Origin of the sequence: Paenarthrobacter histidinolovorans (genome assembly GCF_014647595.1) — a bacterium.
GTDB classification, from domain to species: domain Bacteria; phylum Actinomycetota; class Actinomycetes; order Actinomycetales; family Micrococcaceae; genus Arthrobacter; species Arthrobacter histidinolovorans.
On sequence record NZ_BMPM01000005.1, the window covers coordinates 1 to 24,999 of the forward strand.

Here is a 24,999-nt window from a genome sequence, read left to right on the forward strand (position 1 = left end):
CACACACGGGGGTGCGCAATGATCCAGCCATAATTTCAACCAATCAAAAAACAATCGGTATCAACAAACTTGGCACACTATTGAGTTCTCAAACAACAGACACTAACCAGCACCACCCACACCCACACGGGGTCCAGGATCGCTCCGGAGCAACTTTCCAAACTTACCCGAACCGGCCGCTCAAAGCAAACCAAACCCCGGGCCTCCCCCACCAACCAGAAGCACACAAAAGCACAACCGGAACCGGCAATTTGAAAGGGAGTCGGTCGCTATCTTTCCGCATCAGCGGCGGCGACTCGAATAACTCTACACGCGCCCCACCCCCACACCAAATCCACCCCAACACCACCCAAAAACCCCGCAAACACAACCCAAACACCACCACCAACCCACCAAAACACCCCCAAACCCACCAAAACCCAGACCGTGAACCCCATCACAACCCGCCACCTAACCCAACCACCGCCGTCGAACACCCCGCCAACCTGAACGAGCACCCAACCCCAACCCAAACAACAACGCTCCCCCACCAAAGTGAGAGAGCGTTGAAGAAGCGAGCAAGCGTCGCGCCCAAACCCGCGGGATGTGAGCTAGGGTCAGTGGCCTCCGTGGCCTCCCGCACCTTCGGTCTTCCGCATCATGGCACTGAGCACCACGGCAACAAGAGCGATAACGGTGGCGGCCAGGAAGGCTGCCTGCATGCCGGCCACAAGACCCGACGAAGCGGAAACCACAGCGTAGATGGACACGAGCAGCGCGGTGCCGGCCGCACCGGAGACCTGCTGGGCCGTGCTGATGATCGCCGAACCGTGCGAGTAGAGGTGCGGCGGAAGCGGGTTCAACCCCGTGGTGAATGCCGGTGTGAACAGCAGCGCCAAGCCGAAGCTCAAGGCCACGTGGAGCGCAATCACCCACCCAAGCGCACTGCCCTCGTCAAGCCGGGAGAACTGCCACAAGGTCAGCACCATCAGGACCGAACCGGACAGGGTCAGGGGCAGAGGGCCCACCTTGTCGAAGATCCTGCCAATGACGGGACCCAGCAGGCCCATGGCTAAACCACCAGGCAACAAGGCCAGACCGGTTTCCAGGGGCTGCAAGTGCAGGGTGTTCTGCAGGTACAGAGGAAGCAGAATGACTCCGCCAAACAGCGCCATCATTGCCACCACCATCAACAGCGTGGACACCGTAAACATGCGGAACTTGAAGGCGCGAAGATCCAGCAGCGGAGCATCCGATTTCTGGAGCTTGAGCTGGCGGAAGACAAACAGCGCCAGGCACAGAAGCCCAACCACCAGCGCGATCACCGGAACAACCCCGGCGTTCGAACCACCGATCTGGCTCAGGCCGTAGACCAGTCCACCGAAAGCCGGAACCGTAAGGATCACCGAGGTGACATCAAGGGTTGTCTTCTCCCGCTCCCCCACGTTCGTGAGGTACTTGGCGCCGATGGCGAAAGCGGCCAAGGCGACCGGCAGCACAAACACAAACATGAAACGCCACGAGAAATTGTCCAGAATGATGCCGGAGACTGTCGGCCCCATCGCGGGCGCTACTGAAATGGCAATGCTCACGTTGCCCATGACGGCACCGCGCTTGGACATGGGCACCAGGGTGAGGATGGTGGTCATCAGCAGCGGCAGCATAATGGCCGTTCCGCCGGCCTGGACGATGCGTGCCAGCAACAGCACCAGGAATCCCGGAGCCAGAGCGGCCAGCAACGTGCCACCACTGAACAGTCCCATGGCCAGCATGAACGCGCCACGGGTACTCATGCGCTGCAGGATGAAACCCGTGGTGGGGATGACCACTGCCATGGTGAGCATGAACCCGGTGGCAAGCCACTGCACCGTGGAAGCACTCACCTGAAGATCCGTCATGAGGCGCTGCAGGGCAACGTTCATGATGGTTTCGTTGAGGATCACCACGAAGGTCGCCACCAGCAAGGTGATGATGACCGTCACCGACTCACGCGACATCTTTCCAGAGGCCTGCGCGGCGTGCCCCTGGGGCGCCGCCTGCGTGGACGTTGTCCCTGCTGTGGCGGCTGCTCCGGAAGCGCCGGATTCGGGCTTGCCGTTTGCGTCAGACGTGACGTCGGTAGACATGAGGGTTCCCCAAGGTTTGGATTTGGTGTCCGGCAATCAGTGCCGGTAAAGACTAAAACAGTCTAAACGCCCGGCCAATTCCCGTCACCAGAAAAAATCAAACCTTAGGAGAACAATGGGGCGTTATCGATGAGCCGCACAGGACCAACCTTGGCGGCGATGATCGCCAGCCCTTCGCCCCGGAACGGTGTTTCCTTGCAGTTTTCGGCCAGTGGTTCCAAGGTAGCGGGATCGACGACGTCGAAATAGTCCAGCTCCACCAGTGGCTGGGACTGAACAAGCGCGACGGCGGAATCGAGGTCGAGCGGTTCGTGGGCGTTTGCGCGGGACTCAATGAGGCGCAAAGCCCGCGACAACACCAATGCGGCCTCGTGCTCCTCGTCCGAGAGGAACCGGTTGCGGCTTGAAAGGGCCAATCCGTCCTCACCCCGGACAATCGGCACGGGAACAATCTCCACGGGGAAGTTCAGGTCCGAGACCATCCGCTTCACCAGCGCCAACTGCTGTGCGTCCTTCTGTCCGAAGTAAGCCCGGTAGGCCGCCGTCGTCCCGTGCGGGGCGGCACCCCCGGGGAGCCCGTAGTGCAGCAGCTTGGCAACCACGGTCAGGGCGCCGTCGAAATGCCCGGGACGCGAGGCGCCTTCCCACTTATCGCCCAGCGGGCCGGATGTCACCCGCACCAACGGTTGTCCGCCCGGGTAGACCTCCTCAACGGACGGCGCGAAAACGAGGTCCACGCCTTCGGCATCAAGAAGGGCCATATCAGCGTCCAGCGTGCGGGGGTAACGGTCCAGGTCCACGGCATCACCGAACTGCAGCGGGTTAACGAAAATCGTGGCTACCACAACATCGTTCTCCGCCACCGCGGCCCGGGCCAGGGCGGCATGGCCCTGGTGCAGGGCGCCCATGGTGGGAACCAGGCCCTGCGAGCTTCCTCGTTTTTCAGCGAGAAGCCGGGCGCTTTCGGCACGCAATTCCGGTGCCGTGGTGACGAGTTTGATGGCCATGCTGTTCAGTTTCCTTCCGGCGCTTTGGGGTCTGCGTCCAAAGCCTGGTCGATATCCGTCAATTGTTCCGGGCGCAGCAGTCCACGGTTTCCTGCCCTGCGGGCAGTGGCCCGGGCCATTGCCTGGTAGGCCGCGAGGACATCGCCGCCCGCACCGCCGTCGTATTCCTTCAACGCCTGGGCGTGCGCCGAAACAGTACCCACATCTCCGCGGGCCACCGGGCCGGTCAGCGCGGATTCGCCCGACGCGAGGGCATTTTCAAGTGTCGCGCGCAGCAGCGGACCGAGCATGGATTCGGGTGTCTCAACGCCGATTTCCCGCAGCATTTGCGAGGCCTGCGCCACCAAAGTGACCATATGGTTCGAGCTGTGCGCAAGGGCTGCGTGATAGAGGGTACGGTCGGCTTCGGCGATCGCCACAGGCTCTGCGCCCATCTCCACCACCAGGGCCTGGGCGATCGGCAGCATCGCCGCGTCGGCCGTGACGCCAAAGGTGCAGTCCATGAGGCGGGTCAGGTCCAGGCTCATGCCCGTGAACGTCATGGCCGGGTGAAGGGCCAGCGGAATCGCGCCCGCGGCCCGCACCGGATTCAGGATTCCGACGCCGAACCGGCCCGATGTATGTGCCACCAGCTGGCCCGGCTGCCAGGCCCCCAGTTTGGCAAGCCCGGTCACCAATTCACCCAAGGAGTCGTCCGGTACCGCCAACAGCACCAGCTCGGAACGCTCCACGATGTCCTGGATTTCAAGAATCGGAACGCCGGGCAGGAGGTTTTCGGCCCGCTCACGGCTCGCCTCGGACACCGCAGAAACCCCGACGACGGCGTGCTCGGCCGCGCGCAAAGCCGCACCCAGGACGGCACCCACTTTGCCTGCACCTACGATTCCGACTCCGAGTCGTCCTGGCTTAGCCATCGTGGCGGTCCTCCTGGTTGGGTGTTTGGGGTTCTTCTGTTTGCGCTGCCGCTGCAGCGACTTCCGGAGCTTGCGGCGCCACCTGCGCCAGCCATTGCTCGCTGGTCTGCCGCTTGCGTGCCTCCCGGGCGCGGGCCGCCTGCTGGTCGAAAAGCTCCACAGCCTCGGTCACCCCGGCTTGGAACACGCGCGGAAGCACTGGGCCCGCTGTGGTGTGGAGGACCAGATCAGCCACAGCAAAGCGCCGTGCCAGCGGCCCCTGGTGCAACGCCATGGACTGGGTCCGCTGGTGCGGCACCATCACCAAGGTGCGCCACCATCGGCCGGAGCGGATCAGCAGAGCGGTGCCGGTAGCCAGAAAACCATTGCGACGCCAGCCCAACGGCGCCAGCAACCGTGCCCGGCGGGGCGTTGTGACAAATCCATCAGTGCCGGCCGGGACGTGGCCCGCCGGCGCGAGTCCCTCCAACCCGGCATTGAAGACCGCCGCGGGTTCGTCCACCCCGGGATCCGGCAACACCAAGGACATCATCCGCAGGACATCGGATTTCAACCCCACGGGGAGCAACATGGTGCGGGCAGCGCCGTCGGAATTCCCCGCAGCGCCGTAGCCGGCCACGTTGACGTGCATCCGGTACCAACCGAAAAGCCTCCAGATGGGCGGCTGCCTCACCATCACGGCCTGGATACGGCCCGGGGGCAAGGTTTGCGCCTGAGTGTCCAGCAGGCCGTAGCGAAGCCGGATTCCGTCCGGGGAAATGGCAGCCGTGAAGTTATAGCCCTTGTTGAAGGCACTCCAGTACGAGGCCCCAATACCCAGGATGCCGGGGATAAGCGCCAGGAAGATCGCGGTGTTCTCCAGGAGGACAGACGTGGAAACCACCACTGCGGCGCCGATGAGGATCCCCACCGTTTGCTCGCTCAGGAGCAGGGATCCGAGAAGGCGCCCTGGAGGCACGGACAGCACCACGTGCTCCGGGGCTTCCCGGATTTCTTCCGTTGAGCCGGGCTCGCTGACCACGCCGGCCGCCTGGGCGAGAATGCTGGCGCGCAGCTGCTTGGCCTGGTCGATGGGAAGGTAAGCCAGCCTCACGGCCGACTCGCCGGCGTCGGCCACTTCAAACTTGAGTTCAGCGAGACCGAAAATCCGCGCCAGAAGCGGCTGGACGATGTCGATGGCTTGAACGCGGTCCAGGCGTGCCTGCCGCTGTTGCTTGAACAGGAAACCAGTGTTCACCCGGACAAAACCTTCGGCCACCTGGTAACGCGTGAAATACCAACTGAGGATGAAGCCGCCGACCGTCAGGAGCAGCACCACGGCGCCACCGGCCAGAAGCCATGGCACCCTGCCGGTGAGGTTCGGATCCACAAAATCCCGGCCTTGCAACATGCGCTCGAAAGCGTCCCGGCTGAAGAAGAACCCGACGGCGGCCAACGCCACCCAGCCGCGCACGAAAGGCGAGGCAGGATGGACCCGCTTCCAGCCGCCGTCGACGGCCTTGTCCGGTAACGCCACTGCTGGGTCTACCGGGCTCACAGCCCGGCCAGCCTGGCTTCTCCGCGGGCCGAAAGCTGTTCGCGCAAGCGGGCGCCTTCCTGGGCGGGAAGGCCCGGGAGCTGGGCATTTGTCCCGGTGGAAGCCGTGTGCAGTTTCAGCGTGCACAGCCCCAGGCTGCGCTCAACCGGTCCAACAGCCACGTCAACGTATTGCATGCGGCCGTACGGGACCACCATGGTCCGCTGGAAGAAGATGCCCCGGCGGATGAGCAGATCATCATCGCGTTCGGCATATCCGATGGCACGCACCTGGCGCGGAATGAGGGCCAGTCGCCATAGGGCAAGAAGCAGCATCACCGCAGGAACAGCAATGGCCAGCCACAACGGCGGCCAACGCCACCACCCCAGGAGCACGAAGACAAGTGGCAGGCTTAGGACGGCGACCAGGAGCACATTTCCGATGGCCCACTCCACCAGGCGGACAGTGACGTACTTGGGGGAAACCCGGAGCCACTGGACGCCGGGAGGATCAATCGCCTCGGTAGGCATATTCGCCTTCGCCTTTGGTCTCGCCCCGGCGGGTTTCAGGACCAGCGGAGCCGCCGTCGATGTCCTCCGGCGGGATCCGGCAAAAACGCTCGACGACCAGCCCCACAACCACCATCACCACGCCGCCGCCACCCATGAGCAGGGCATTCCACAAAATGCCTTCACCGCTGCGCAACGTGCCGATCCGCAGGAGGTCCACGGCAATACCCGCATGCCAGCCAAGGAGCAGCGTTCCAGCGTAAGCACACGCCTGGGCAAGGATCAGGGTCCTGGCAGCAAGAATCGGATTCAGCATGTTCTTCTTCTTGCCATTGCGCCAACGCAGGACCCGCACGCCCATGATGAGCGTGAGCCCGGCGATGACACCCATGGTGATCAACGCGGACGTTGGCAGGACAGGAGTGGGCATGCTGAAGCGGTTGGTAGTGACAGTGGCCAGCCAACCGACGACGGCAGCAATGACGGCGATGAGCACCAAAACAACCGGGCGCATGGCTTTCATGGCTACTCCACCGCCCCTGTGGCTGGTACACCGGCGACGTCGCCAAAGCCGTCAAACCTGCGGATGTCCGGCATGTCGGCTGCGACGGCAGCCAGTTCAGCCACGCTGCGGCCGTTCAGTTGGGCGTGTGGTTCAAGCAGAGACCAGGGGTAGAGCACGAAAGCCCGCTCGGCAGCCCTGGGATGCGGGATGGTGAGGACGGGATCGTCGCTTACCAGGTCACCGAAAACGATGATGTCCACGTCCAGCGTCCTGGGACCCCAGCGCACTTCACGGGTACGGTGATGCTTCTGTTCGACGTCGTGACAATGCTTGAGGAGCTCCAAGGGAGTGAGCGTGGTCTCAACCGCCATGACCATGTTCAGGAAATCAGGCTGGCCTTCGGGCCCGCCCACGGCCTTGGTCTGCACCACCGGAGAAACCCCCAGGAGACGGACCTCCGGCGGATCAACCAGGTCCGCAACAGCAGTGGACAGGGTGTCGTTACGCTCCCCCAGATTGCTGCCCAACGCCAGGATGGCCTTGGTATAGCCGGAGCTCATGACCGCTCCCGGTGGACGCTGACAGTCACATCGCCGAACGGCACCTCAATGGGCGCCTTGGGCTTGTGGACGGTGACGTCGACGGCGGCCACGCTGTAGTTCGCAAGGATGGCCTCGGCGATCCTGACCGCCAGGCCCTCAATGAGGTTCAGGGGCTCGCCTTCGATGTGCTTGGTAATCAGCTCGGCGACTTCGCCGTAATGCGCTGTGTACTGCAGGTCGTCGGTCTCGGCAGCCTTGGTGAAATCCGTGTGGAGCACGGCATCCACTACGAAGGGCTGGCCGTCACGGCGCTCGAAATCGAACACTCCGTGATAACCGACGGCGGTGACGCCGGTCAGCGTAATCCTGTCCACAGCGTTATCCAATCAGCGGGCAATACGGGCGGCAACCTTGACGGCGTCAAGGCTGGGGCCGACGTCGTGGACGCGGACAGCCCAGGCGCCCTTGGCAGCACTCAGAGCGGTGATGGCAGCCGTGGCCGCATCACGTTCCAAGGGAGCTGCGGACTTGCCTGCCACGGTGAGGAGCGAGCCAAGGAAGCGCTTGCGTGAAGCGGCCACCATCACCTTGTGGCCCAGGACGAACAGCTGGTCCAGGTTCTTCAGCAGTTCCCAGTTCTGGTTCTCGTTCTTGGAGAACCCAACGCCGGGATCCACGATGATCTGCTCCGGGGCCACGCCTGCGGCATACAGCTTGTCGCGGACGCCGCTGAGCTCAGCCACGACGTCTTCGGTGACGTTGTTGTAATCCGTCAGGCTGTCCATGGTCAGGGCGTCGCCCCGGCGGTGGGTGAGGATGTACGGAACCTTGGTGCGGGCCACGAGCTCCGGCATGTCAGGCTCGATGGTCAGGCCCGAAACATCGTTGATGATGGCGGCACCGGCCTCAACAGCGGCGGCTGCCGTGGAGGTGTGCATGGTGTCGATGCTGACCAGCGCGCCGGCCTTCACCAGTGCCTGGATCACTGGGAGCACGCGGCGCTGCTCTTCCTCGGGGGAAACAGGTTCCGCACCCGAACGGGTGGACTCCCCGCCGACGTCGATGATGTCGGCGCCGGCGTAGAACATCCGCAGGCCCAGCGCAATGGCTGTGTCCGGCGTGCGGTGCGTGCCGCCGTCGCTGAAGGAATCCGGGGTGACGTTGAGGATTCCCATGACGAGCGTTCGGTCCGTCGGCAGGTCCTCGAACCTGGCCGCGGGCCGCGGCTTGCGGAGAACCGGCAGGGGGCTTGTGGCCGGGCCGGTTCCGGGTGCTGCAGCGAGGGAGTCCATAAATGCTTACCTTCCGATGATGAGGCTCATGGCCTCGGCGCGGGTGGCCGGGTCATGGAGTTGACCGCGCACCGCGCTGGTGACGGTCTTCGCGCCGGGCTTGCGGATGCCACGCATGGACATACACATGTGTTCACATTCGACGACGACAATCGCCCCGCGCGGGTTGAGGTGCTTCACGAGTGCCTCCACGATCTGCGTGGTGAGGCGCTCCTGCACCTGGGGCCTGCGCGCATAGATATCCACCAGCCGCGCCAGCTTGCTCAGGCCCGTCACCTTGCCGTCATGTGACGGAATATAGCCGACGTGCGCCACTCCGTGGAACGGCACCAGGTGGTGTTCGCACGTTGAGTAGAAGGGAATGTCCTTAACCAGGACAAGCTCTTCATGGTCAAGGTCGAAAGTGGTGGACAGGACATCAGCCGGATGCTGATGGAGGCCTGCAAACACCTCCGCATAGGCCTTGGCCACGCGCTTTGGCGTGTCCTGCAGGCCGCCACGGTCAGGGTCTTCACCAATCGCCAGCAGGATCTCACGGACCGCCGCTTCAATACGCGGACGGTCCACTTTGGAGTGTTCCTTGGAGCCCGGGGCGGAGCCGTGGGCGGCGGCGAGGTCGTCGTCGTCGAAATGAGTCACAGCAGAAAGCTTAGCCGTGATGCGGGTGGTCGTTGCCGCCGTCGGGCTGCGGGGCCTGGAAGGAATCCTGGCTGCTGACGCCCTGTGCGTGCGGAGCTACGGTGTCCAACGGTTCGTCCAGGCGAGCCTTCTTGGCCTCCTCCTGGGCTTCCCGCTCGGCCTTCTCGGCACGGCTTTCCACCGGCGGAATGGACTGGACGGGCCGGGATTCCTTGGACAACCAGATCTCGCGGAAATCGCGCTTCCGGATGTCGTGGAAGATCTCGGCAATCTCGGCCTGGTTAAGGGTTTCCCGCTCCAGGAGTTCCAGTGCCAGACGGTCCAGGACGTCCCGGTTCTCGGTGAGGATGGCGTAGGCCTCGTCGTGTGCCTGATCGATCAGGCGACGAACTTCCTCATCCACGACGTAGGCAATCTGGTCCGAGAAGTTGCGCTCCTGTGCGGCATCGCGGCCGAGGAACGGCTCGCCGCCGCCCTGTCCCAGCTTCACGGCACCAACGCGTTCGCTCATGCCGTACTGCGTCACCATCTTCCGGGCCGTGGACGTGGCCTTCTCGATGTCATTGGAGGCACCGGTGGAGGGGTCGTGGAACACGATTTCCTCGGCGACGCGACCACCCATGGCGTAGGCCATCTGGTCCAGCAGTTCATTGCGCGTGACCGAGTACTTGTCGTCCTCGGGGATCACCATGGTGTAGCCGAGTGCACGGCCACGGGGAAGGATGGTGATCTTGGTGACCGGCGCGGAATTCCGCAGTGCTGCCGCCACCAGGGCGTGGCCGCCTTCGTGGTAGGCGGTGATCTTGCGCTCAAGTTCCTTCATGACGCGGCTGCGCTTCTGCGGGCCGGCCATGACGCGGTCGATTGCCTCGTCCAGGGCACGGTCGTCAATGAGGTTGGCATTTGAACGGGCAGTCAACAGTGCGGCCTCGTTCAAAACGTTGGCCAGGTCAGCACCTGTGTAACCGGGGGTCTTCTTGGCAACGGCCCTGAGGTCGATGCCGGGGGCCATGGGCTTGCCCTTGGCGTGGACGTTGAGGATCTGTTCGCGGCCGATCATGTCCGGGGCTTCCACGGTGATCTGCCGGTCAAAACGGCCCGGGCGCAGCAGCGCGGGGTCCAGGACGTCCGGACGGTTGGTCGCCGCGATGAGAATGACGTTGGTCTTGACGTCGAAGCCATCCATCTCCACGAGGAGTTGGTTCAGGGTCTGCTCACGCTCGTCGTTTCCGCCGCCGATGCCGGCACCGCGGTGACGGCCGACGGCGTCGATCTCGTCCACGAAGATGATGGCCGGGGAGCTGGCCTTGGCCTGCTCGAAGAGGTCGCGGACACGTGAAGCACCCACACCGACGAACATTTCAACGAAGTCCGAACCGGAGATGGAGAAGAACGGAACACCGGCTTCGCCGGCAACAGCACGGGCAAGCAGCGTCTTACCGGTACCTGGAGGGCCGTAGAGCAGCACACCCTTGGGGATCTTGGCACCAACCGCCTGGAACTTCGCAGGTTCCTGGAGGAATTCCTTGATTTCCTGGAGCTCTTCCACGGCCTCGTCAGCACCGGCAACGTCAGAGAACGTCACCTGGGGCATGTCCTTGTTGACCAGCTTGGCCTTGGACTTGCCGAACTGCATCACCTTGGAGCCGCCGCCCTGCATGCGGGACAGCAGGAACCAGAACAGCACACCGAGCAACAGCACCGGGATAAGGAGCGAGAACAGGCCGGAGAACCAGTTGTTCTCGACTGGCTGGTCCGTGAAGCCCTTGTCCGGGTTGGCGTTGGTGACAGCCTTCACGACGTCCGGACCACGGTCCGTGACGTAGAAGAACTGGACGTTCTTGCCCTTGTCCTGGCCATCCAGGTTCAGATTGTCCTTGAGCACCAGGTCGACGCGGTTCTCGGCGTCGAAAATCTTGGCCTGCTCAACCTTGCCGCTTTGCGACAGGAGATCCAGGCCGTCCTTGGTGTCAATGCGTGTGGAACCGCCCGGAGCCAGTGTTGCGAATGCCACCAGGAGCAAGCCAACGACGACAACAATCCAGATGCCCGGGCCCTTGAAGAAACTCTTAGCTTTCATCTGATCGGGGTTTTGCCCCGTCCCTCCTGGTAGTGCTGCAAGGCGCAACTTCTGCGCGCGAGTGGTGCTGCTTCGGTTTCAAGCTATACACCGTTCCCAGTAATTCACGCACTGGAAAGTCCAAAAGTTCCCTCTGGGCGTACACAGGATACTCGCGGTGGGCTCGCGGGGACAGGGTTTTTGCTCTTGACTGTCGGGGGCGGCTCATGTGCCTCGGTGTCCGGTGCACCCGTTCGCACCATCCGCAGCCGTCCCCGCCCCCGGCGCACCCGTTCGCACCATCCGCAGGCGTAACCACGGGTGCGCTCGGCGGAAACGGGTGCGGGCATGTCGAGGAACGGGTGCGCTCGGCGGAAACGGGTGCGGTCCTGAGTGCAGGGTCGTCCCGGTAAGGACAGTCAGCAGGGCACCACCTTGATTTCTTCCGCGCCGTCTCGATGATGCTTCTCCACATAGCTCTGCTTTTCCACATAGCAATGGCTGGCGCTTTCGACGTTGCACAAGAACGGGAAACGTGGAACCTATGGCCAATCCAGAACTCATCCTTGCTTCAGATGTGACGCGTATTGGGCAGGACGCGCGCCACCTCGCGAAGCAGGTCAAGCGTGGCGGGCTTGTCCGGGTCCGACGAGGCGCATACGTTCGCTCTGCCTATTGGGCGGAATTGAACGAGCGCCAACGGCACGGTCTTCAGGCGGCTGCTCTGGTCAATGCGGCCAAGACACCGCCCCTCTTCAACGCGCAGACCGCCGCACTCCTTTGGGGGCTCGGCATAGTGGGCGTGCCGAAGCGCTTGTGCACTGTCACTGATGACCCAAGAGGCGGCAGGTCAAAGCACGGGATCCGCAGAAGCTTGGGGTCCCTTGATTCCGGGGTAGCCCGACTTGGTGCCTTCCCCGTCACAGACAAGGTCCGCACCACAATGGAACTGGCGGCCACCCTGAACTTTGCTGAAGCCCTGGCCGTTGTGGACTCCAGCCGACGCAACCAAAGGTGGGGCGACGCACTTGAAGCTGATAATTGGAACAAGCACAAGGCATGGGGTCCGCCGGCGAGAGTGGACGAACTGGCTGACGCCGCCTCCGCTCTCACCAGCTTTTCACGGAAGCGACGAGCCGAATCGATTCTGGATCTGTCCTCAGACAAATCCGAATCAGTGGGGGAATCCATGAGCCGGGCACAAATGATCTTGCTCAACTTCCCCGTGCCCAGCCTTCAAGGCTCTTTTACGTTGGGAAACGGACGAACTGCCCGTACTGATTTTTGGTGGCCGGAACTCAATCTGGTTGGCGAATTCGATGGGCAAGGAAAATATCTGCGACACGGGTTGCGTGGAAACCAGACCATCCAGCAGGCGGTCATGGCGGAAAAGGCCCGTGAAAATGGCCTGCGGGCACTGGGCCTTACCGTTGTTCGATGGGATTGGTCCGACATGATGAACCCTCGCGTGTTCGCACGTATTTTGAACGACGGCGGTCTTCGCTCCCTGCGTGCGGCGTAAGGCACCCAGTTGGCTCAGGCCGCTACCGGAAGCACCAATAAGTAACCTGTCGGCAACCCGCTGCTCCAGCGCCGGGGCTCCCGGACCACGAACTGCGTCGCCAGCTGTTGCGGGCTGAGCAGGCTGTTGGGCTCGGGGGATGGTCCCCACTGACCGCTGCCGTACGGGTAGAGCGGATCCATGACGTGGATCCCCGTCACTTTGAACTCCGGGAACAGCGCGGGATCCCCCATCGATTCGAACCCGCTCATGACCCACGCGTGGCGGCCGCTCCACATGACCAGGCCAACGGGTCGTCCGGTAACTGCCATGGCACGCGCTGCCGTTTGCAGGGCGCCGTCATAATCTCCGACGCTCACCACTGTGTAGGGTCCCATTCCTGACTCGGTCAGAACCTGCGCCCAGCCGTAGGGGTTGGCACCGTTGAAAGAATCGGACGACCTGGCTCTGGCCATCTCCCACAGCTGACCCTGCTGGACAGAGTCAGTCCAGGAAGCCCCGCCCGTGTCATCGATGAGGTTGTGGGTCATCTGGACGCTCGCCGCAACGCACCAGTCAAAGGTGTACTGCGGTACGAAGTCACCCGCCTGGTAAAGGTTGAACGCGAACGGCTGCGGAATCGCAGGAGGTGGGGCCGGCGCCGCAGGCACGGCCGGAGCCGGAGGCACAGGCGCCGCAGTTGGCGAAGCCTTCGTCGACGGGGCCGTGGCAACGCTGCCTGCAGTTGGCAAGGCGGAGGAGGTCGCAGCTGGCTGGCCACCATCGGTTCCTGGGACGTCAACGGTGGGTGTGCAGGCTGTGAGGAGCGTTGCCATGACGGCAAGCCACGTCAGAAGACGGGCAGAAGCACCGGTCATGGTTTAGTTTAGCCCCGGCCACGGGGGCGCCGGCAGGCTTAAGCAGCATCGCCGCACCACTTCCCGCCATCTGCACCGGGTGTTACAGGTGCGGAGGGAGAAAAGGGGCGCGGCGAAGCGAAAGCGGGTGGTTACTCGTAAACGTGCGGGGCCAGGGTTCCCACGAAGTCGAGGTTGCGGTACTTCTCGGCGTAGTCCAGGCCGTAACCGACAACGAACTCGTTGGGAATGTCGTAACCGACGTACTTCACATCGATTTCCACCTTGGCGGCGGTCGGCTTGCGGAAAGCGGTGCAGATTTCGACGCTGGCGGTACCGCGGGATTCAAGGTTGGACTTCAGCCAGGAAAGAGTGAGGCCGGAATCGATGATGTCCTCGACGATGAGCACGTCTTTGCCCATGAGGTCGGTGTCGAGGTCCTTGAGGATCCGCACGACACCGGAAGACTGGGTGCCCGAGCCATAGGACGAGACAGCCATCCAGTCCATGCTGACGTGGCTGTGCAGTGCACGGGCAAGGTCAGCCATGACCATGACGGCACCCTTGAGGACACCGACAATGAGGATGTCGCGGCCTTCGTAGTCCTTGTCGATCTGCGCCGCGAGTTCCGCGATACGCGTTTGGATCTGCTCTTTGGTGTAAAGAACGTGCTTGAGATCTGCCTGGACGTCGTTTGAATCCACCAATGGCTCCTGTTTTGATGCTCGGGTGCGGCTACTGCTGGGACGGTTTCTGATGCCGGAATACTAGCTTCCCACAGCGCGCGGCTTCGCGGGGACCGGCGTTGGCCGAATCACCGGTCGCATCCGCCGCCGGAGCACCTGTGGAAACGGTCCTTTCCTGCGCCAGATCACTGAGGGAAAGACGTGAAACGCTGACGTGGCCGGGAAGCTGCACGGGCCCGGCGGACCCTTGCCTGCGCAGCAGCGCTTCCGCCGCTTGGAGCCGCCCGTACCCGGGTTGTTGACCCCCGACGTCGGCTGCAGCCTTGGCGATGACCCGGAACCTTAGCGCCGGGGGAAGTCCGCGGACAGCGTCCTCCGGCAACCAGACGCCGCCCTCCTCCCGCTGGACGAGTGAGAGATAGGTCTCGTTCGCCAAATCCTCGAGGAAATCCGCATCCTGCTGAAGGATGGCCGCAGTCCGGGCCAGGGATTCAGCCACCCCGGGCCCGAGCTTTTCCTCCAGAACCGGCATGACCTCCACGCGCGTCCTGGACCGGGCATAGGCGGGATCGGCGTTGCTCGGATCGTGCCAGGGGTCCAGTTCCTCGACGTCGCAGATCTCCTCTGTTTCCTGGCGGCGCAGACCGAGGAACGGGCGGAGAAGCCGGCCCCGGGCAGGGCGCATGCCCGCCAAGGAGCGCGTCCCGGAACCCCGGGCCAGGCCCAGGAGCACCTGTTCGGCCTGGTCGTCCAGAGTATGGCCGAGCAGGATCGCATCACATCCAAGATCATCGGCAGCGGACTCAAGGGCCGCATGGCGGGCGTCCCGGGCTGCGGCCTCGGGCCCATACCCGGTAGCCGCGACGTCCACTGTCCGCACTTCCACAGGAGAAAGCCCCAGCTCACGCAACACCGATGCCGCCCTGGCAGCTACTTGCGCTGAACCGTCCTGCAGCTGGTGATCAACCACGACGCCGGCAACGGACACCCGATGTCCGTCCACGTGGCCGCGTCGTCCGAAATAGGCTGCGATGGCTGCGAGCGCCAGTGAATCCGGGCCTCCGCTACAGGCCACGAGCACCCGCGATGGGTAGCCGGCGGCGGCGAGGGCGTTCTGCAACTGTTTCCGTGCCTTGCCGACGACGGGCGCCAACCGGCCCGGGCGGCGTCGGCCTTTGCCGGCTGGACCAACGCTTCCTGCACCAACACCGGAACCGGCCGGAAGGCTCAAAGGCCCATCCGCTCGAGCCACAGCCGTGAGTTGTGGATTTCTTCCTCGGTGGGCAAGTGCTCGGCGGATTCCCAGACCCTGTTGAAACCGTCCATACCGGCCACGGCAACAACTTCGCGGACGAACTTTGCGCCGTCGGTGTATTGGCGCATCTTGGCATCCAGGCCCAGGAGGTTGCGGATGAACTTCTCCACTACGCCCCGGTCCTTGCCGCGGTCGTTGAATCGCTGGCGGATGGTCTTCACGGAGGGGACGATGCTGGAATCCACGGCATCCATCACCACGTTGGCGTGGCCTTCGAGGAGGCTCATCACAGCGGTGATGTGGGAGAGGGATGCTTTTTCTTCGGGGTTCTGCAGGAGGTCCAGAATGGCGCCACGGCCCGGGGTCTTTTCCGTGGGGGTGCGGTCGCGCAGGGACTTGGCCACAGCACCGGCCCGTTCCACCAGGGAGTCCATGTTGCCCAGGAGGTTGCCGCTGAGTTTCTCGATTTCGTCGAGCATGTGGTGTCTGAGCCAGGGTGCAGCCGCGAACTGGACGCGGTGTGTTTGCTCGTGGAGGCACACCCAGAGGCGGAAGTCGTCCGGGTGGACATTGAGTTCGCGTTCCACGGAGATGATGTTGGGCGCTACGAGGAGGAGCCGGCCGCCCGGGGGCACAGTGGAATCGGGTGCCAGGGCCGCGAAAGGATCATACTGGCCAAGGACTTTACTGGAGAGGAAGGCCAGTACGGCGCCGAGCTGGGTTCCGGTGATGGCCCCGCTGGCGGCAGCTGCGGCCGGGGTCATGGCAACGCCGCTGCGGCTTTCCAGCATTTTCTGCAACGCGGGCTGGAGCATCACTGAGAAGCTCTGGGTATTGGCCTTGGACCACGAGGCACGGTCCACCACCAGGACATGGGAGTCGCGCAGGTCCCGCGCGGCGTCCAGGCCGGTGATGTCGTGCACGTGGGGAACGGAGATATCCGCGTTGAAGCGCAGGTTCTCTACCGCCTTGCCGATTTCCCCGGCGCTGAGCTCAGGGCCGGGAGGGGCAAGCCGGGCAGCCGTAGCGGCGGCCAGGTCCCAATTGATCAGGGACTGGGCCCCTGCTGACGATTCGCGGGCAGATGACACCATACGGTCCATCACACCACACGTGGCTGACAGTGGACCCTTAAGTTCGCTCGACGCGGAGCATTCAGCCCCGGCACCCGCACGACGCCAGCACGGATGCGGAACGGTCCATGGCAACTTTGTTGCCGGCCGCCCCCGGGTCCAGTCCGTTGCCGATGAAGGAGAACACCAGGAGCCGCCCATCCGCGTCCACTACGTAACCGCTCAGGGCGATGACGGTGTTGAGGGTTCCAGTCTTGGCGCGGACCAGTCCCGCTCCCCCGGCGGTACTGGCGTCGCCGTACCTGTCGTTCAGCGTGCCGGTAAGGCCCGCCACCGGGAAACCCTCCAGGGCTGAGCGAAGCGCAGGATCCGTACCACTGGTGATGGCCCGGACGACCTCGGCGAACTGCCGGGCACTGACCTGGTTCTCCAGGGCCAGTCCCGAAACGTCGGCCAGAAGCATCGTGTCCGTGGTGATCCCCAACTCCCCCAGCCTTTGCCGCACGGCTGCAGTGGCGGCGTCGTACGTGGTTTCCTTGCCGCTGGCGGAGGCGGTCATCCGCCCGAGGGCCTCGGCCAGGAAGTTATCGGAGGTCTCCAGCATCAGGTCCACTTGCTCGCTGACGGTGGCGGATTCAGCGGCGGCGAGGACTTTGATGGGGAGTCCTTTGGCGCGTTCGACGCCGGGACTCACCGCGACCCCGGCCGCCGCCAACTGCGCGGCGAAAGCCTGGGCGGTGGTCATGGCCGAGTCCTGGGGCCTGGGACCCGTTTCAACGCCGGGTGAATAGCGTCCGGAGTTCAGCGCGAGGGAATACAAGGGGGCCGTTTCGCCGGCTGCCACGTCGTCGAGGCTCCAGGCCGGGTTCAGGGCAGGTCCGCTGTAGAAGGAATCGTCCACCTGCACGGTGACGGGACCCTGCACGCCCGATGCTGCCAGCGCTGCCGCAGTGTCCGAAGCCAGGGAGGCCAGGCCCGCATGACCAAGAACGGCGGAGGGGTCGGACGCGGAGTCACCAAGCAGCACGTCCCCGCCGCCGGTCAGGACCACTGTGGAGGGATTGTCGGATCCGAGCACCTTGGTGGTGAACCGTGTTTCGGGGCCGAGTGCCTTCAGGGCTGCCACGGCGGTCAACAATTTCATGTTGGACGCCGGGATCCTGTTGGCGTTGGCGTCGCGGTCGAACAGGACCTGCCCGGTGAGGGCGTCCATGACCACGCCACTGATATTGCCCGCGCCATCCGGCTTGAGTGTCCCGTCCAGGAGCTTCGCAACCTCTGCCGGCACAGGCACCGGGGCTTTGGTGTCCAGGGGAAGCAGTGCGCTGGAACCGGAAAGTTGCGTGGGTTGCTGCTGCCAGGCGGGGATCGACGGTGCAGGCCGGGGCGCACTGAACAGGCCGGGAACCATCCCGGACACCACGACGGCGCCGACACACAGCAGGACCACTGCCAACAGCACCGGCCACATCAAGCGGCCCCACGCCGTGGGCACCCTCTTCCGGGCACCCCCGTTTTTAACGCCCATCATGGAAGTTGCTTGGTCCTGTCAGTCCTGAAATGTCCCCGCCGGTTCAAGAAACCCGGGTCTCTCGCTATATCCTCAATAGTAGTCGGCGGCACCGGCTGTACTTTTGCCTGCCGCCAGCCCCGGGCTAAGCAGCCTGCCTGAGGCACCGTCACCCGTGGCGGCCGCTTCGGCGGAGCAACGCCCCACCCACACCCGTCAAGGAGCATTCCATGAAGCACGACGTGACCATCGAGATCCCCAAGGGATCGCGCGTCAAGTACGAAGTTGACCACGAAACCGGCCGTGTCCGCCTGGACCGCGTCCTGTTCACCTCCATGCAGTACCCCACGCACTACGGTTTCTTCGAGAACACCCTGGGCGAAGACGGCGACCCGCTGGACGCACTGGTGCTCCTGCAGGACTTTGACCTCCACCCGGGCGTCATCGTCGAATCCCGCCCCATCGGCGTGTTCAACATGACCGACGACGGCGGCGGAGATGCCAAGGTCCTCTGCGTTCCCGTTGACGCACGTTTTGACCACATCCAGGAAGTCAGCGACGTCAGCGAATTCCTGATCAAGGAAATCGAGCACTTCTTCACGCGCTACAAGGACCTGGAGCCCGGCAAGTGGGTCAAGGCTGAGGGCTGGGGCGACCGCGCCGCTGCCGAGGCCGAACTGGAAGCTTCCATCAAGCGCTACGTTCCGGCCGCAGGCCACTAACGCGAACCACGACGGAGGGTGGTGGAGTTCCCCAGGAACCCCGCCACCCGCCGTCGTGCCTTTTAAAGCAACGCGGGGTCACTTATGGCCCATGTTCGACCCCCGAATGGGCCATAAGTGACCCCGCGTTGCTTTGATGGGCATGACTCCCCATCGCGCCGGCTCGCGGGTCACCCTAGGCTGGGACGAGACTTTTTCGATGCTTGGCACACAGGGGGTTCCACATGGCCGGGTTCTACGGCGCGGACATCGCGCAGCTTCGCAGTCTGGCGGGTGTGATGGGCAAAGCCGCCGACGCCATCGGCCTGCAAAGCACACAGCTGTCCAACGCGATCAATTCCACAACCGCCTGGCAGGGCCGCGACGCCACCGTCTTCAAGGGCGACTGGAACAGCCAACACCGGCAAAGCCTGGTCAAGGCCGCCACCATGCTCCGCGAAAACGCGAGCCAGCTCAAGAAGCACGCCAACCAGCAGGAGTTCGCCAGCCACAATGACGGCTCGGGCACCTCGGTGGGCGTCCTCAAAGATGTCTACGACACCGCCATGGGCGCCAAAGGTGTGGCTGCACCGTTGTGGACGGCCTTCAAATACCTCCTGCCGGTCAAGCCGGACGCCGCCGGGAACGTCATTCCCCGGCACCTGCGGTACGGACAGACCAAGGAAATCCTGACCAACTGGCGCGCGGGTGGCACGGTGCTCCGGGACGGCATCACTGCGCTGCGCAACGGCGAAAAGGTCACGGACGTCATTACCGACCTCAAAGCCAACATCCCCTACAGCACGGCATTCCAGGAGGCGAGCAAGTTCTCCAAGGGGCTCCGGATCGCCGGGGCTGTGGCTGCGCCCTTGAACATCGTGGGCGGCATCAGCGACATGATCAGCCCCCAGCACGACGGCTGGCGCGGAACCGGCGACCGGGTCGCCGGCGGGCTGTCCGTGGTGGGCGGCGTGGGCAGCATCATGCTCATGACGGCCGGCGGCGCGGCCCTTCTTGGCCCCATCGGCGCGCCGATCGTCATTGGCGCCGGACTGGTGGCCGGGGCGTGGGCGCTGGGCAACCTGGTGGCTGACAATTGGGATTCCATTTCCAACTTTGCCCGCAACCCCGGCAGTTACATAGCCGACGGCGCCAAGGAAGTGGGCAATTTCGCCAAGGATGTAGGCAGTAAGGTGGCAGACGGAGTCAGTAATGCCGCCAAGTCGGTCGGAAACTTTGTCGGAGGGATCTTCGGATGACAACGAGCACCATGAATTGGACCGAACGGGACGTCCAGGCCGCGGCCATGGTCCTGGCGTCAGCCAGCGCCATCGGAGCGCCCCTGCCCACGCTGACCGATGAGGAAGTTGTGGCACTGGACGGCGTCCAGCACGAGCAACTGGTGGCATTGCCGTGGCTCTCAGCCCAGGAAGCCAACAAGGACATCATGTGCGCTGTTGCCCTGCGTGGACTGCTCGCCAAGGAGCTTGTCTACCCGGTGATCTTCGAAGGCGAAACGGAGCCCTCCCGCTTGCACGCCACCGAGGAAATCACCGGCGCCCTGACCCTTCGCCGCAGCGGCAGCAACGTTGTCTCCGTTGAACGCACCGTCTCCACCGGCAAGCGCTGGCTTTATGGCTACGTCCATGACGAGGGCGTCCTGCTGGAAGAAGTGGACGAAGGCGGCCTTCACGGCTTCACCGTTGTCACCCGGGACCAACTGGTGCCGCGCCTGGCCGAATTCGTGGACCCGGAGCACGTGGCCGCCCGGGACTCGGACCCGGCACTCTACACGGAAGCCCAGTTTGAGGCCCATGCGGCCACGGCCCTGGCCGATACGCAGGCCGCAAGCAACGTTGTCGCGTTCAACTCCGACACCAACGAATTTCCCACCGTCACTGTCTACACCGGTCCGTCCGGAGTCCACGTGCTGACGCCGCGCGTGGAAGGCTCGCAGGAACCGGGCCTTCCTGAGCAGGGCCTTCCGGAGCAGGGCCAGGGCCAGGGCCTGTCCTTTGAATTGAAGGAAACGTCGGCTCCGTCCTTGGCCCGCGTGCTGGGCGGACTTGCCGGGCTGGCCTGATCCTCCGCACCCACGCCGCAACCCGCCGTCGAACCGAAAGCCCCTCATGAGCGCTACGAAGCCCACAACCGCAACCGGAATGGTGGACCCCCTCACCGGACGTGCCGTACGCCGCCACCCTGATACCGGCGCGTACTTCGTCAAAGCGTCCGGAGCGGCCCATTTTTGGGGCCGTGTGCTGGACGCGGTGGTCTTCCTGGTGGGCTATGTCATCCTGGCAGCCGTCGCGGCCGTTGTCCGTGAGTCCATGATGGACAGTGGTTCGACGCTCGGATACAACGACGGTTTCTGGCTGACCCTCTACGTAGTCCTCTGGTTTGTGGACCTGTTCGTCTACGGCATGATCTGGGGAACTGTGGGCAGCGTCGGTGACGCCGCGGCAGGCATGCGTTCGGTAAGGATCAAGAACGGCACGACGGCGGGTGCGTGGCTGGGCGGATGGCGCGCCATCTGCTGGTCGTTCTTCCCGTTCTTCGTGGTGATGGTTATCGCCGCAGCCCTCAGCGGCGGCGGAGATGACACCTGGGACCCGAAGTTTGCCGCCATGGATCGCCGCTCCGGCATCGCCAATGGCCAGCAACCAGTCCCCGACCCCAAAGTCGTTGCCGCGGAGCAAGCCGCCGCCGCCCAGCAGCAAAACCTGCCCAACCTCTACGGCCAGCGCCCGGATGCGCGGCCGTAACTGGCTGGTACGTCGGGTTGAGCGCCGGCTGGGGCCCGATCTTGGGCGACTCCGATATGTCGCTTCTTCGCTGCGCATCTACTGGAAGGCACTGATCCCCTGCCTGCTGGTTGGATTCCTCTTTGGAAGCATCGCCGAATTCGTCAGCCCGCTCCGCTCCACCAGGGAGGCCGGACATTTCAGTGACCCCGTACTGTTCGTGGTCGCCAGCACCTTGACCGGCCTGGTTCTGTGGACCATGACCCTCTTGGGCAGTTTCCGGAAGATCCTGGTCTTTGACCAGGGAATCGTGGCCAAGTACTCGCAAAAGAGCACCCGGTTGGTGTTTCCCTGGACCGATCTCGTACCTGGGACCCTGAAGGCCGTGACCACGGCCGACAACACTGATCCGGACAGGCGCCTGGTGGCAAGGAACAAGGTTTCCCTGGGTGCGGGCGGCAGAAACGCTGTGGTTTTCCAGGCCCGGGATACGTTCTGGGTCTTTGCCACCAACGAGGATCCGGGCCCACTGGTCACGGCCATCCAGGGAGCCATGCGGGACACCGGCACACCCGGCGCAGGCCTTACAGCGGCAGGCGCGCTGCCCGCCGTCGTACTGACTGGACCCACCGCCCTGGACTGAGCTGCCCGAGGTTCGGCGGGCCCGTCACGAAGCAAGTAACAGGGCAATTTTGCCCTTGCAGAGCTGCTACCAGCCGGTAGCATGTGATCCACTATGTTCACTCTCACCATCAACCAGCGCGACAGCCGCCGCGACGGCGATCTTGTGCCGCAGTTGCTCAAGGACCTGCGGCACATCCCTGCCCGCCTGGATTTCGACCGCTCGGTTGAGGATGAAGTACAGGGCATCGTGGAATCCAGCCACCAAGCCGTGGAGACCGCTTTGATCGCGCTCCGTTCCGGCCAGTGGTATGTGGGAATTGGCGTGGGTCCCATCAACGAACCGCTGCCCAACCTGGTGAAAGACGCATCAGGCCATGGGCTGGTCTATGCCAGGCGTGCCGTGGACAGGCTCCGGGCCAGCAAGGAGCGGATCCCGGTTGCCGTGGATGGCCCTCTGATCGCACTGGCCTCCGAGGCTGAAGCCGTGTTGCGCCTTCTGGGCCACATCGTCCAGCACCGCAGTACCGCAGAATGGCGCGTACTGGATCTTCTCACGCCCGGAGTCCGCGGCCAGCAAAAAGCCGTTGCGCAGGAACTCGGGATCACCACGCAAGCTGTCAGCAAAACGCTGGCCCGGGCGCAATGGGCTGAAGAGCACGCAGCACGCCCGGCCGCCGCCCGGCTGCTGCAGATGATCCTCGAAGTGCGCTGAATCCACCGTCCGCTGATTGCACACAGCAAACCCAACTGAGTCGCAAATAACGCCGTTTTGAGGGCTCAGAACGGCGTTATCTGCGACTCAGTTGGGTCAGCGTTGGGACTTACTGGTTGCTGATGTGGTCCTTGGCAACGTTGGCACGGTCCTGGACGTCGGCGGCGGCCGCCTGGCCCTCATCCTTGACGTTGGCCGCGGCTTCCGTGGCGCTGTCCTTGACGTTCTGCATGGCGTCCTGGGCGGGCTCGCGAAGATGTTCCGCGACCTCCTGGGCAGCGTGGCTGAGTTCCTCCGTCAGGGGCTGGGCCGCTTCCTTGACCGCCTGGGCAGCCTCGCGCTCCTTCTCCGACGGCGGGATCAAAGCCGAAACCAGCAGGCCCGCCCCAAAGGCGATCAAACCGGCGGCAATCGGGCTTCCTTGCGCCTTCCTTGCGATCGCCTGGGGTGCATCGCCGATGTCCGACACGACGCCGGACACCGATTCGTGCGCCTGGTGGGCTACGTCGCCAGCCCGGTCCTGAACGTCATCGCGGGCGCCGAAGACGGCCGTCTTGATCTTGTCCACGCGTCGGTTAACGATGTGTGACGGCGTGACCTTGTCGGCCACGGCATCAACGTTGGTGCTGAGCCGCCGGCGGGTTTCTTCGATATCGGCGCGCAGGGCGTCGGGGTTCTGCGTCATCGTGTCTCCTCGGTGTTCGGTTTCAAAGCGGGGGGTATTTCCTTGACTGTCTCAGCCGTGCGCGGCATGCCCTTGATGGCATTCAGCTCCTTGCGGCCCATCACGGCCAGGACTGCTGCAATGATTCCCCAGATGACCGCAACGATCACGGCGGACCAGCCGAGGCCGACCAGCAGACCCAAGGCCCACCAGAGGGCAATGGACAGGAACAGCACGGTGATGTGACCAGCCCAAGCGGCTCCGGCCATCATGCCGGCGCCCTTACCGGCTTTGGTGGCGGACTCCTTGAGCTCCACCTTTGCCAGCTCCACTTCCTGGCGCATCAACGTTGAGACATCACGCGTCAGGTCGCTCAGGAGCTCGCCAAGGGGAAGGGTTTCCGCCTTCATGTGGGCTTCTGTGGGAGGCAGGTCGGCGGGACTGCTCATCGGGAACCTCCGTACTGGGGGTCGTCCGGGTCGAGCGGTCCAGTCGGGTCGAGGGGTCCAGCAAGCGGATCGCCCTGCGCCTTGACTCCGCCGGCATCAGTCTCCGGATAGGGAAGGGTGGAGCCGTCGTAGCCGCCGGTGGTTCCGGCGTCGTATCCGGTTGTGGCGGAACCCGTGGTTGCGGTTCCGTAGCCGGCCGTGGTGGTGGTCGGTCCCGGAAGGTCCACTGCCGGGGGCGACACTGCCCCACCCTGCGCGGGGTAGCCCTGCGTGGGGTAGTAGGCGGCACGGGGTGCCTGCGTTGCGGCCCGGTTGGTTTCGCCCGTCGAGTCGCCCGCAGACGCGTTGTCGGCCATGCCCCGGCCGAGACGGCCGGCGAGGACACCGGCTCCGGCGGCCAGCAGGAGGAACGTTCCAGGCTTGCGGCGGGCGAAGCCCTTGACTTCATCCAACAGGGATCCCGGATCGCGGCCTTCAAGCCACTGGGCCACAGCGGATGAACGTTGGGCTGCCTGCTGGACCAAGTCCGTGGCGACTCCGCCATCCTGGCTGGCGTTGGCCATGGTGTGCAGTTCGTCGGAGATGGACCGCAAGCCCTCGGCAACGCGCTGCTGCTGAACCTGGGCTTGGTCGGACAGTTCGCCCTTGGTCTGGTGGAGCAGCTGGCGCGCGTTCACCTTGACCTCGCGGGCTACGTGGCCGGCTTCGGACTTTGCAGTGTCGACGACACCCCCGGCAGCGTCCGACACAGCCCCAGCCACCCCTGCAGCTTCTTCCTTGGCAGCATCTACCTTGCCGGAGTCGCCGGATCCGGTTCCGGCCCCGATCCCGATACCGGTTCCCGATCCACCGGGAGTTCCGGTGGTTCCGGCAGTCCGGGTCTCAACATCGGAGTCGAGGTAGTTTCCGGCGAAAGGTTCGGTGCCTGTATGAGTACCAGTGGTTGGCGCCGCGAAGCTTCCGTCCTGCGGCGATTGGCTCTCAGTCATTGTCGCTCTCTTTCCACAGTTGGCAGGCTGCGGACAGCAGCCGGGATAGTAAGTATCGTTACTATCAATGGGTGAGTACCCGGTTGTTCCGGTTCTAATCACCCCATTTTTGAAAAGATGGCGTGGCCCACTTTCCGGGCTCCCGG

Annotated in this window: 26 protein-coding genes; 7 read left to right on the forward strand and 19 right to left on the reverse strand. The window is 64.0% G+C overall.

The features are described from left to right. Positions 1–596 precede the first annotated feature (596 nt). The 11 genes from IEY62_RS12650 to ftsH form a co-directional block, all read right to left on the reverse strand. Positions 597–2,105 carry a DHA2 family efflux MFS transporter permease subunit gene (locus IEY62_RS12650; RefSeq protein WP_189018349.1) on the reverse strand — a complete coding sequence of 503 codons (1,509 nt, stop codon included), beginning with the start codon at positions 2,103–2,105 and terminating at the stop codon, positions 597–599. A 104-nt stretch (positions 2,106–2,209) separates the two neighbouring features. Continuing rightward, positions 2,210–3,112 (reverse strand): pantoate--beta-alanine ligase, encoded by a 903-nt coding sequence (panC, locus tag IEY62_RS12655; RefSeq protein ID WP_189018353.1) that lies wholly within the window; start codon positions 3,110–3,112, stop codon positions 2,210–2,212. Positions 3,113–3,117: 5 nt separating this feature from the next. Further along, positions 3,118–4,026, reverse strand: a complete 909-nt coding sequence (locus IEY62_RS12660; protein ID WP_189018356.1) for a Rossmann-like and DUF2520 domain-containing protein — start codon at positions 4,024–4,026, stop codon at positions 3,118–3,120. After that, the gene (locus IEY62_RS12665; protein WP_229785269.1) at positions 4,019–5,563 is read right to left on the reverse strand and encodes a PH domain-containing protein; all 1,545 of its coding nucleotides are present in this window, start codon (positions 5,561–5,563) and stop codon (positions 4,019–4,021) included. Before IEY62_RS12665 ends, IEY62_RS12660 begins: the two co-directional genes overlap by 8 nt. Further along, complete coding sequence (locus tag IEY62_RS12670; protein ID WP_189018359.1) at positions 5,560–6,072, reverse strand: PH domain-containing protein; 513 nt, start codon at positions 6,070–6,072, stop codon at positions 5,560–5,562. The genes IEY62_RS12665 and IEY62_RS12670 overlap by 4 nt, the downstream gene beginning before the upstream one ends. After that, complete coding sequence (locus tag IEY62_RS12675; RefSeq protein WP_189018362.1) at positions 6,053–6,574, reverse strand: DUF3180 domain-containing protein; 522 nt, start codon at positions 6,572–6,574, stop codon at positions 6,053–6,055. Before IEY62_RS12675 ends, IEY62_RS12670 begins: the two co-directional genes overlap by 20 nt. A 2-nt stretch (positions 6,575–6,576) precedes the next feature. Beyond that, complete coding sequence (gene folK / locus IEY62_RS12680; protein ID WP_189018365.1) at positions 6,577–7,116, reverse strand: 2-amino-4-hydroxy-6-hydroxymethyldihydropteridine diphosphokinase; 540 nt, start codon at positions 7,114–7,116, stop codon at positions 6,577–6,579. Beyond that, the gene (gene folB / locus IEY62_RS12685; protein ID WP_189018368.1) at positions 7,113–7,472 is read right to left on the reverse strand and encodes a dihydroneopterin aldolase; all 360 of its coding nucleotides are present in this window, start codon (positions 7,470–7,472) and stop codon (positions 7,113–7,115) included. Before folB ends, folK begins: the two co-directional genes overlap by 4 nt. Before the next feature lie 12 nt (positions 7,473–7,484). Then, positions 7,485–8,390, reverse strand: coding sequence for a dihydropteroate synthase (folP, locus tag IEY62_RS12690; RefSeq protein WP_189018371.1), 906 nt, complete (start codon positions 8,388–8,390; stop codon positions 7,485–7,487). Positions 8,391–8,396: 6 nt separating this feature from the next. After that, positions 8,397–9,029, reverse strand: coding sequence for a GTP cyclohydrolase I FolE (folE, locus tag IEY62_RS12695; protein WP_189018374.1), 633 nt, complete (start codon positions 9,027–9,029; stop codon positions 8,397–8,399). A gap of 10 nt (positions 9,030–9,039) precedes the next feature. Beyond that, positions 9,040–11,109, reverse strand: a complete 2,070-nt coding sequence (gene ftsH, locus IEY62_RS12700) for an ATP-dependent zinc metalloprotease FtsH (RefSeq protein ID WP_189018377.1) — start codon at positions 11,107–11,109, stop codon at positions 9,040–9,042. Between the two features lie 523 nt (positions 11,110–11,632). Here ftsH and IEY62_RS12705 point away from each other — a divergent pair. Continuing rightward, positions 11,633–12,610, forward strand: coding sequence for a type IV toxin-antitoxin system AbiEi family antitoxin domain-containing protein (locus IEY62_RS12705; protein WP_189018380.1), 978 nt, complete (start codon positions 11,633–11,635; stop codon positions 12,608–12,610). A 14-nt stretch (positions 12,611–12,624) separates the two neighbouring features. On the opposite strand, the gene IEY62_RS12710 is transcribed toward IEY62_RS12705, so the two are convergent. The 5 genes from IEY62_RS12710 to dacB all read right to left on the reverse strand — a co-directional run bounded on the left by IEY62_RS12710 (position 12,625) and on the right by dacB (position 17,988). Then, positions 12,625–13,467: a hypothetical protein gene (locus IEY62_RS12710; protein WP_189018383.1), complete on the reverse strand. Its 843-nt coding sequence runs from the start codon at positions 13,465–13,467 to the stop codon at positions 12,625–12,627. Between the two features lie 131 nt (positions 13,468–13,598). Continuing rightward, positions 13,599–14,150, reverse strand: coding sequence for a hypoxanthine phosphoribosyltransferase (gene hpt, locus IEY62_RS12715; RefSeq protein WP_011772910.1), 552 nt, complete (start codon positions 14,148–14,150; stop codon positions 13,599–13,601). A 31-nt stretch (positions 14,151–14,181) separates the two neighbouring features. Beyond that, positions 14,182–15,252 carry a tRNA lysidine(34) synthetase TilS gene (gene tilS, locus IEY62_RS12720; protein ID WP_189018957.1) on the reverse strand — a complete coding sequence of 357 codons (1,071 nt, stop codon included), beginning with the start codon at positions 15,250–15,252 and terminating at the stop codon, positions 14,182–14,184. A gap of 107 nt (positions 15,253–15,359) precedes the next feature. Further along, positions 15,360–16,481 (reverse strand): zinc-dependent metalloprotease, encoded by a 1,122-nt coding sequence (locus IEY62_RS12725; protein WP_189018386.1) that lies wholly within the window; start codon positions 16,479–16,481, stop codon positions 15,360–15,362. A gap of 61 nt (positions 16,482–16,542) precedes the next feature. Continuing rightward, positions 16,543–17,988 carry a D-alanyl-D-alanine carboxypeptidase/D-alanyl-D-alanine endopeptidase gene (gene dacB / locus IEY62_RS12730; protein WP_189018960.1) on the reverse strand — a complete coding sequence of 482 codons (1,446 nt, stop codon included), beginning with the start codon at positions 17,986–17,988 and terminating at the stop codon, positions 16,543–16,545. 212 nt (positions 17,989–18,200) lie between these two features. On the opposite strand from dacB, the gene IEY62_RS12735 reads away from it, so the two are divergent. The 6 genes from IEY62_RS12735 (at position 18,201) to IEY62_RS12760 (ending at position 22,751) form a co-directional block, all read left to right on the forward strand. Continuing rightward, positions 18,201–18,692, forward strand: coding sequence for an inorganic diphosphatase (locus tag IEY62_RS12735; RefSeq protein ID WP_039239147.1), 492 nt, complete (start codon positions 18,201–18,203; stop codon positions 18,690–18,692). A gap of 224 nt (positions 18,693–18,916) precedes the next feature. Then, positions 18,917–19,930, forward strand: a complete 1,014-nt coding sequence (locus IEY62_RS12740) for a hypothetical protein (RefSeq protein WP_189018389.1) — start codon at positions 18,917–18,919, stop codon at positions 19,928–19,930. Beyond that, a complete protein-coding gene (locus IEY62_RS12745; protein ID WP_189018392.1) occupies positions 19,927–20,754 on the forward strand; it encodes a hypothetical protein in 828 nt (275 codons plus the stop codon). The genes IEY62_RS12740 and IEY62_RS12745 overlap by 4 nt, the downstream gene beginning before the upstream one ends. A 46-nt stretch (positions 20,755–20,800) precedes the next feature. Beyond that, a complete protein-coding gene (locus IEY62_RS12750; protein WP_189018394.1) occupies positions 20,801–21,436 on the forward strand; it encodes a hypothetical protein in 636 nt (211 codons plus the stop codon). After that, entirely contained in the window at positions 21,423–22,058 is a 636-nt protein-coding gene (locus tag IEY62_RS12755; protein ID WP_189018396.1) for a hypothetical protein, read from the forward strand. Before IEY62_RS12750 ends, IEY62_RS12755 begins: the two co-directional genes overlap by 14 nt. 93 nt (positions 22,059–22,151) lie before the next feature. Next, positions 22,152–22,751, forward strand: coding sequence for a hypothetical protein (locus tag IEY62_RS12760; protein ID WP_189018398.1), 600 nt, complete (start codon positions 22,152–22,154; stop codon positions 22,749–22,751). A gap of 109 nt (positions 22,752–22,860) precedes the next feature. Here the strand turns inward: IEY62_RS12760 and IEY62_RS12765 are convergent, their stop codons facing one another. Genes IEY62_RS12765 through IEY62_RS12775 form a run of 3 tightly spaced genes read right to left on the reverse strand, consistent with a single transcriptional unit; the run spans position 22,861 to position 24,853 of the window. Continuing rightward, the gene (locus IEY62_RS12765) at positions 22,861–23,436 is read right to left on the reverse strand and encodes a DUF3618 domain-containing protein (RefSeq protein WP_189018400.1); all 576 of its coding nucleotides are present in this window, start codon (positions 23,434–23,436) and stop codon (positions 22,861–22,863) included. Then, a complete protein-coding gene (locus tag IEY62_RS12770; protein ID WP_189018402.1) occupies positions 23,433–23,864 on the reverse strand; it encodes a phage holin family protein in 432 nt (143 codons plus the stop codon). The genes IEY62_RS12765 and IEY62_RS12770 overlap by 4 nt, the downstream gene beginning before the upstream one ends. After that, on the reverse strand, positions 23,861–24,853 hold the full coding sequence (locus IEY62_RS12775) for a hypothetical protein (protein WP_189018404.1): 993 nt from the start codon (positions 24,851–24,853) through the stop codon (positions 23,861–23,863). The genes IEY62_RS12770 and IEY62_RS12775 overlap by 4 nt, the downstream gene beginning before the upstream one ends. Between the last annotated feature and the right edge of the window lie 146 nt (positions 24,854–24,999).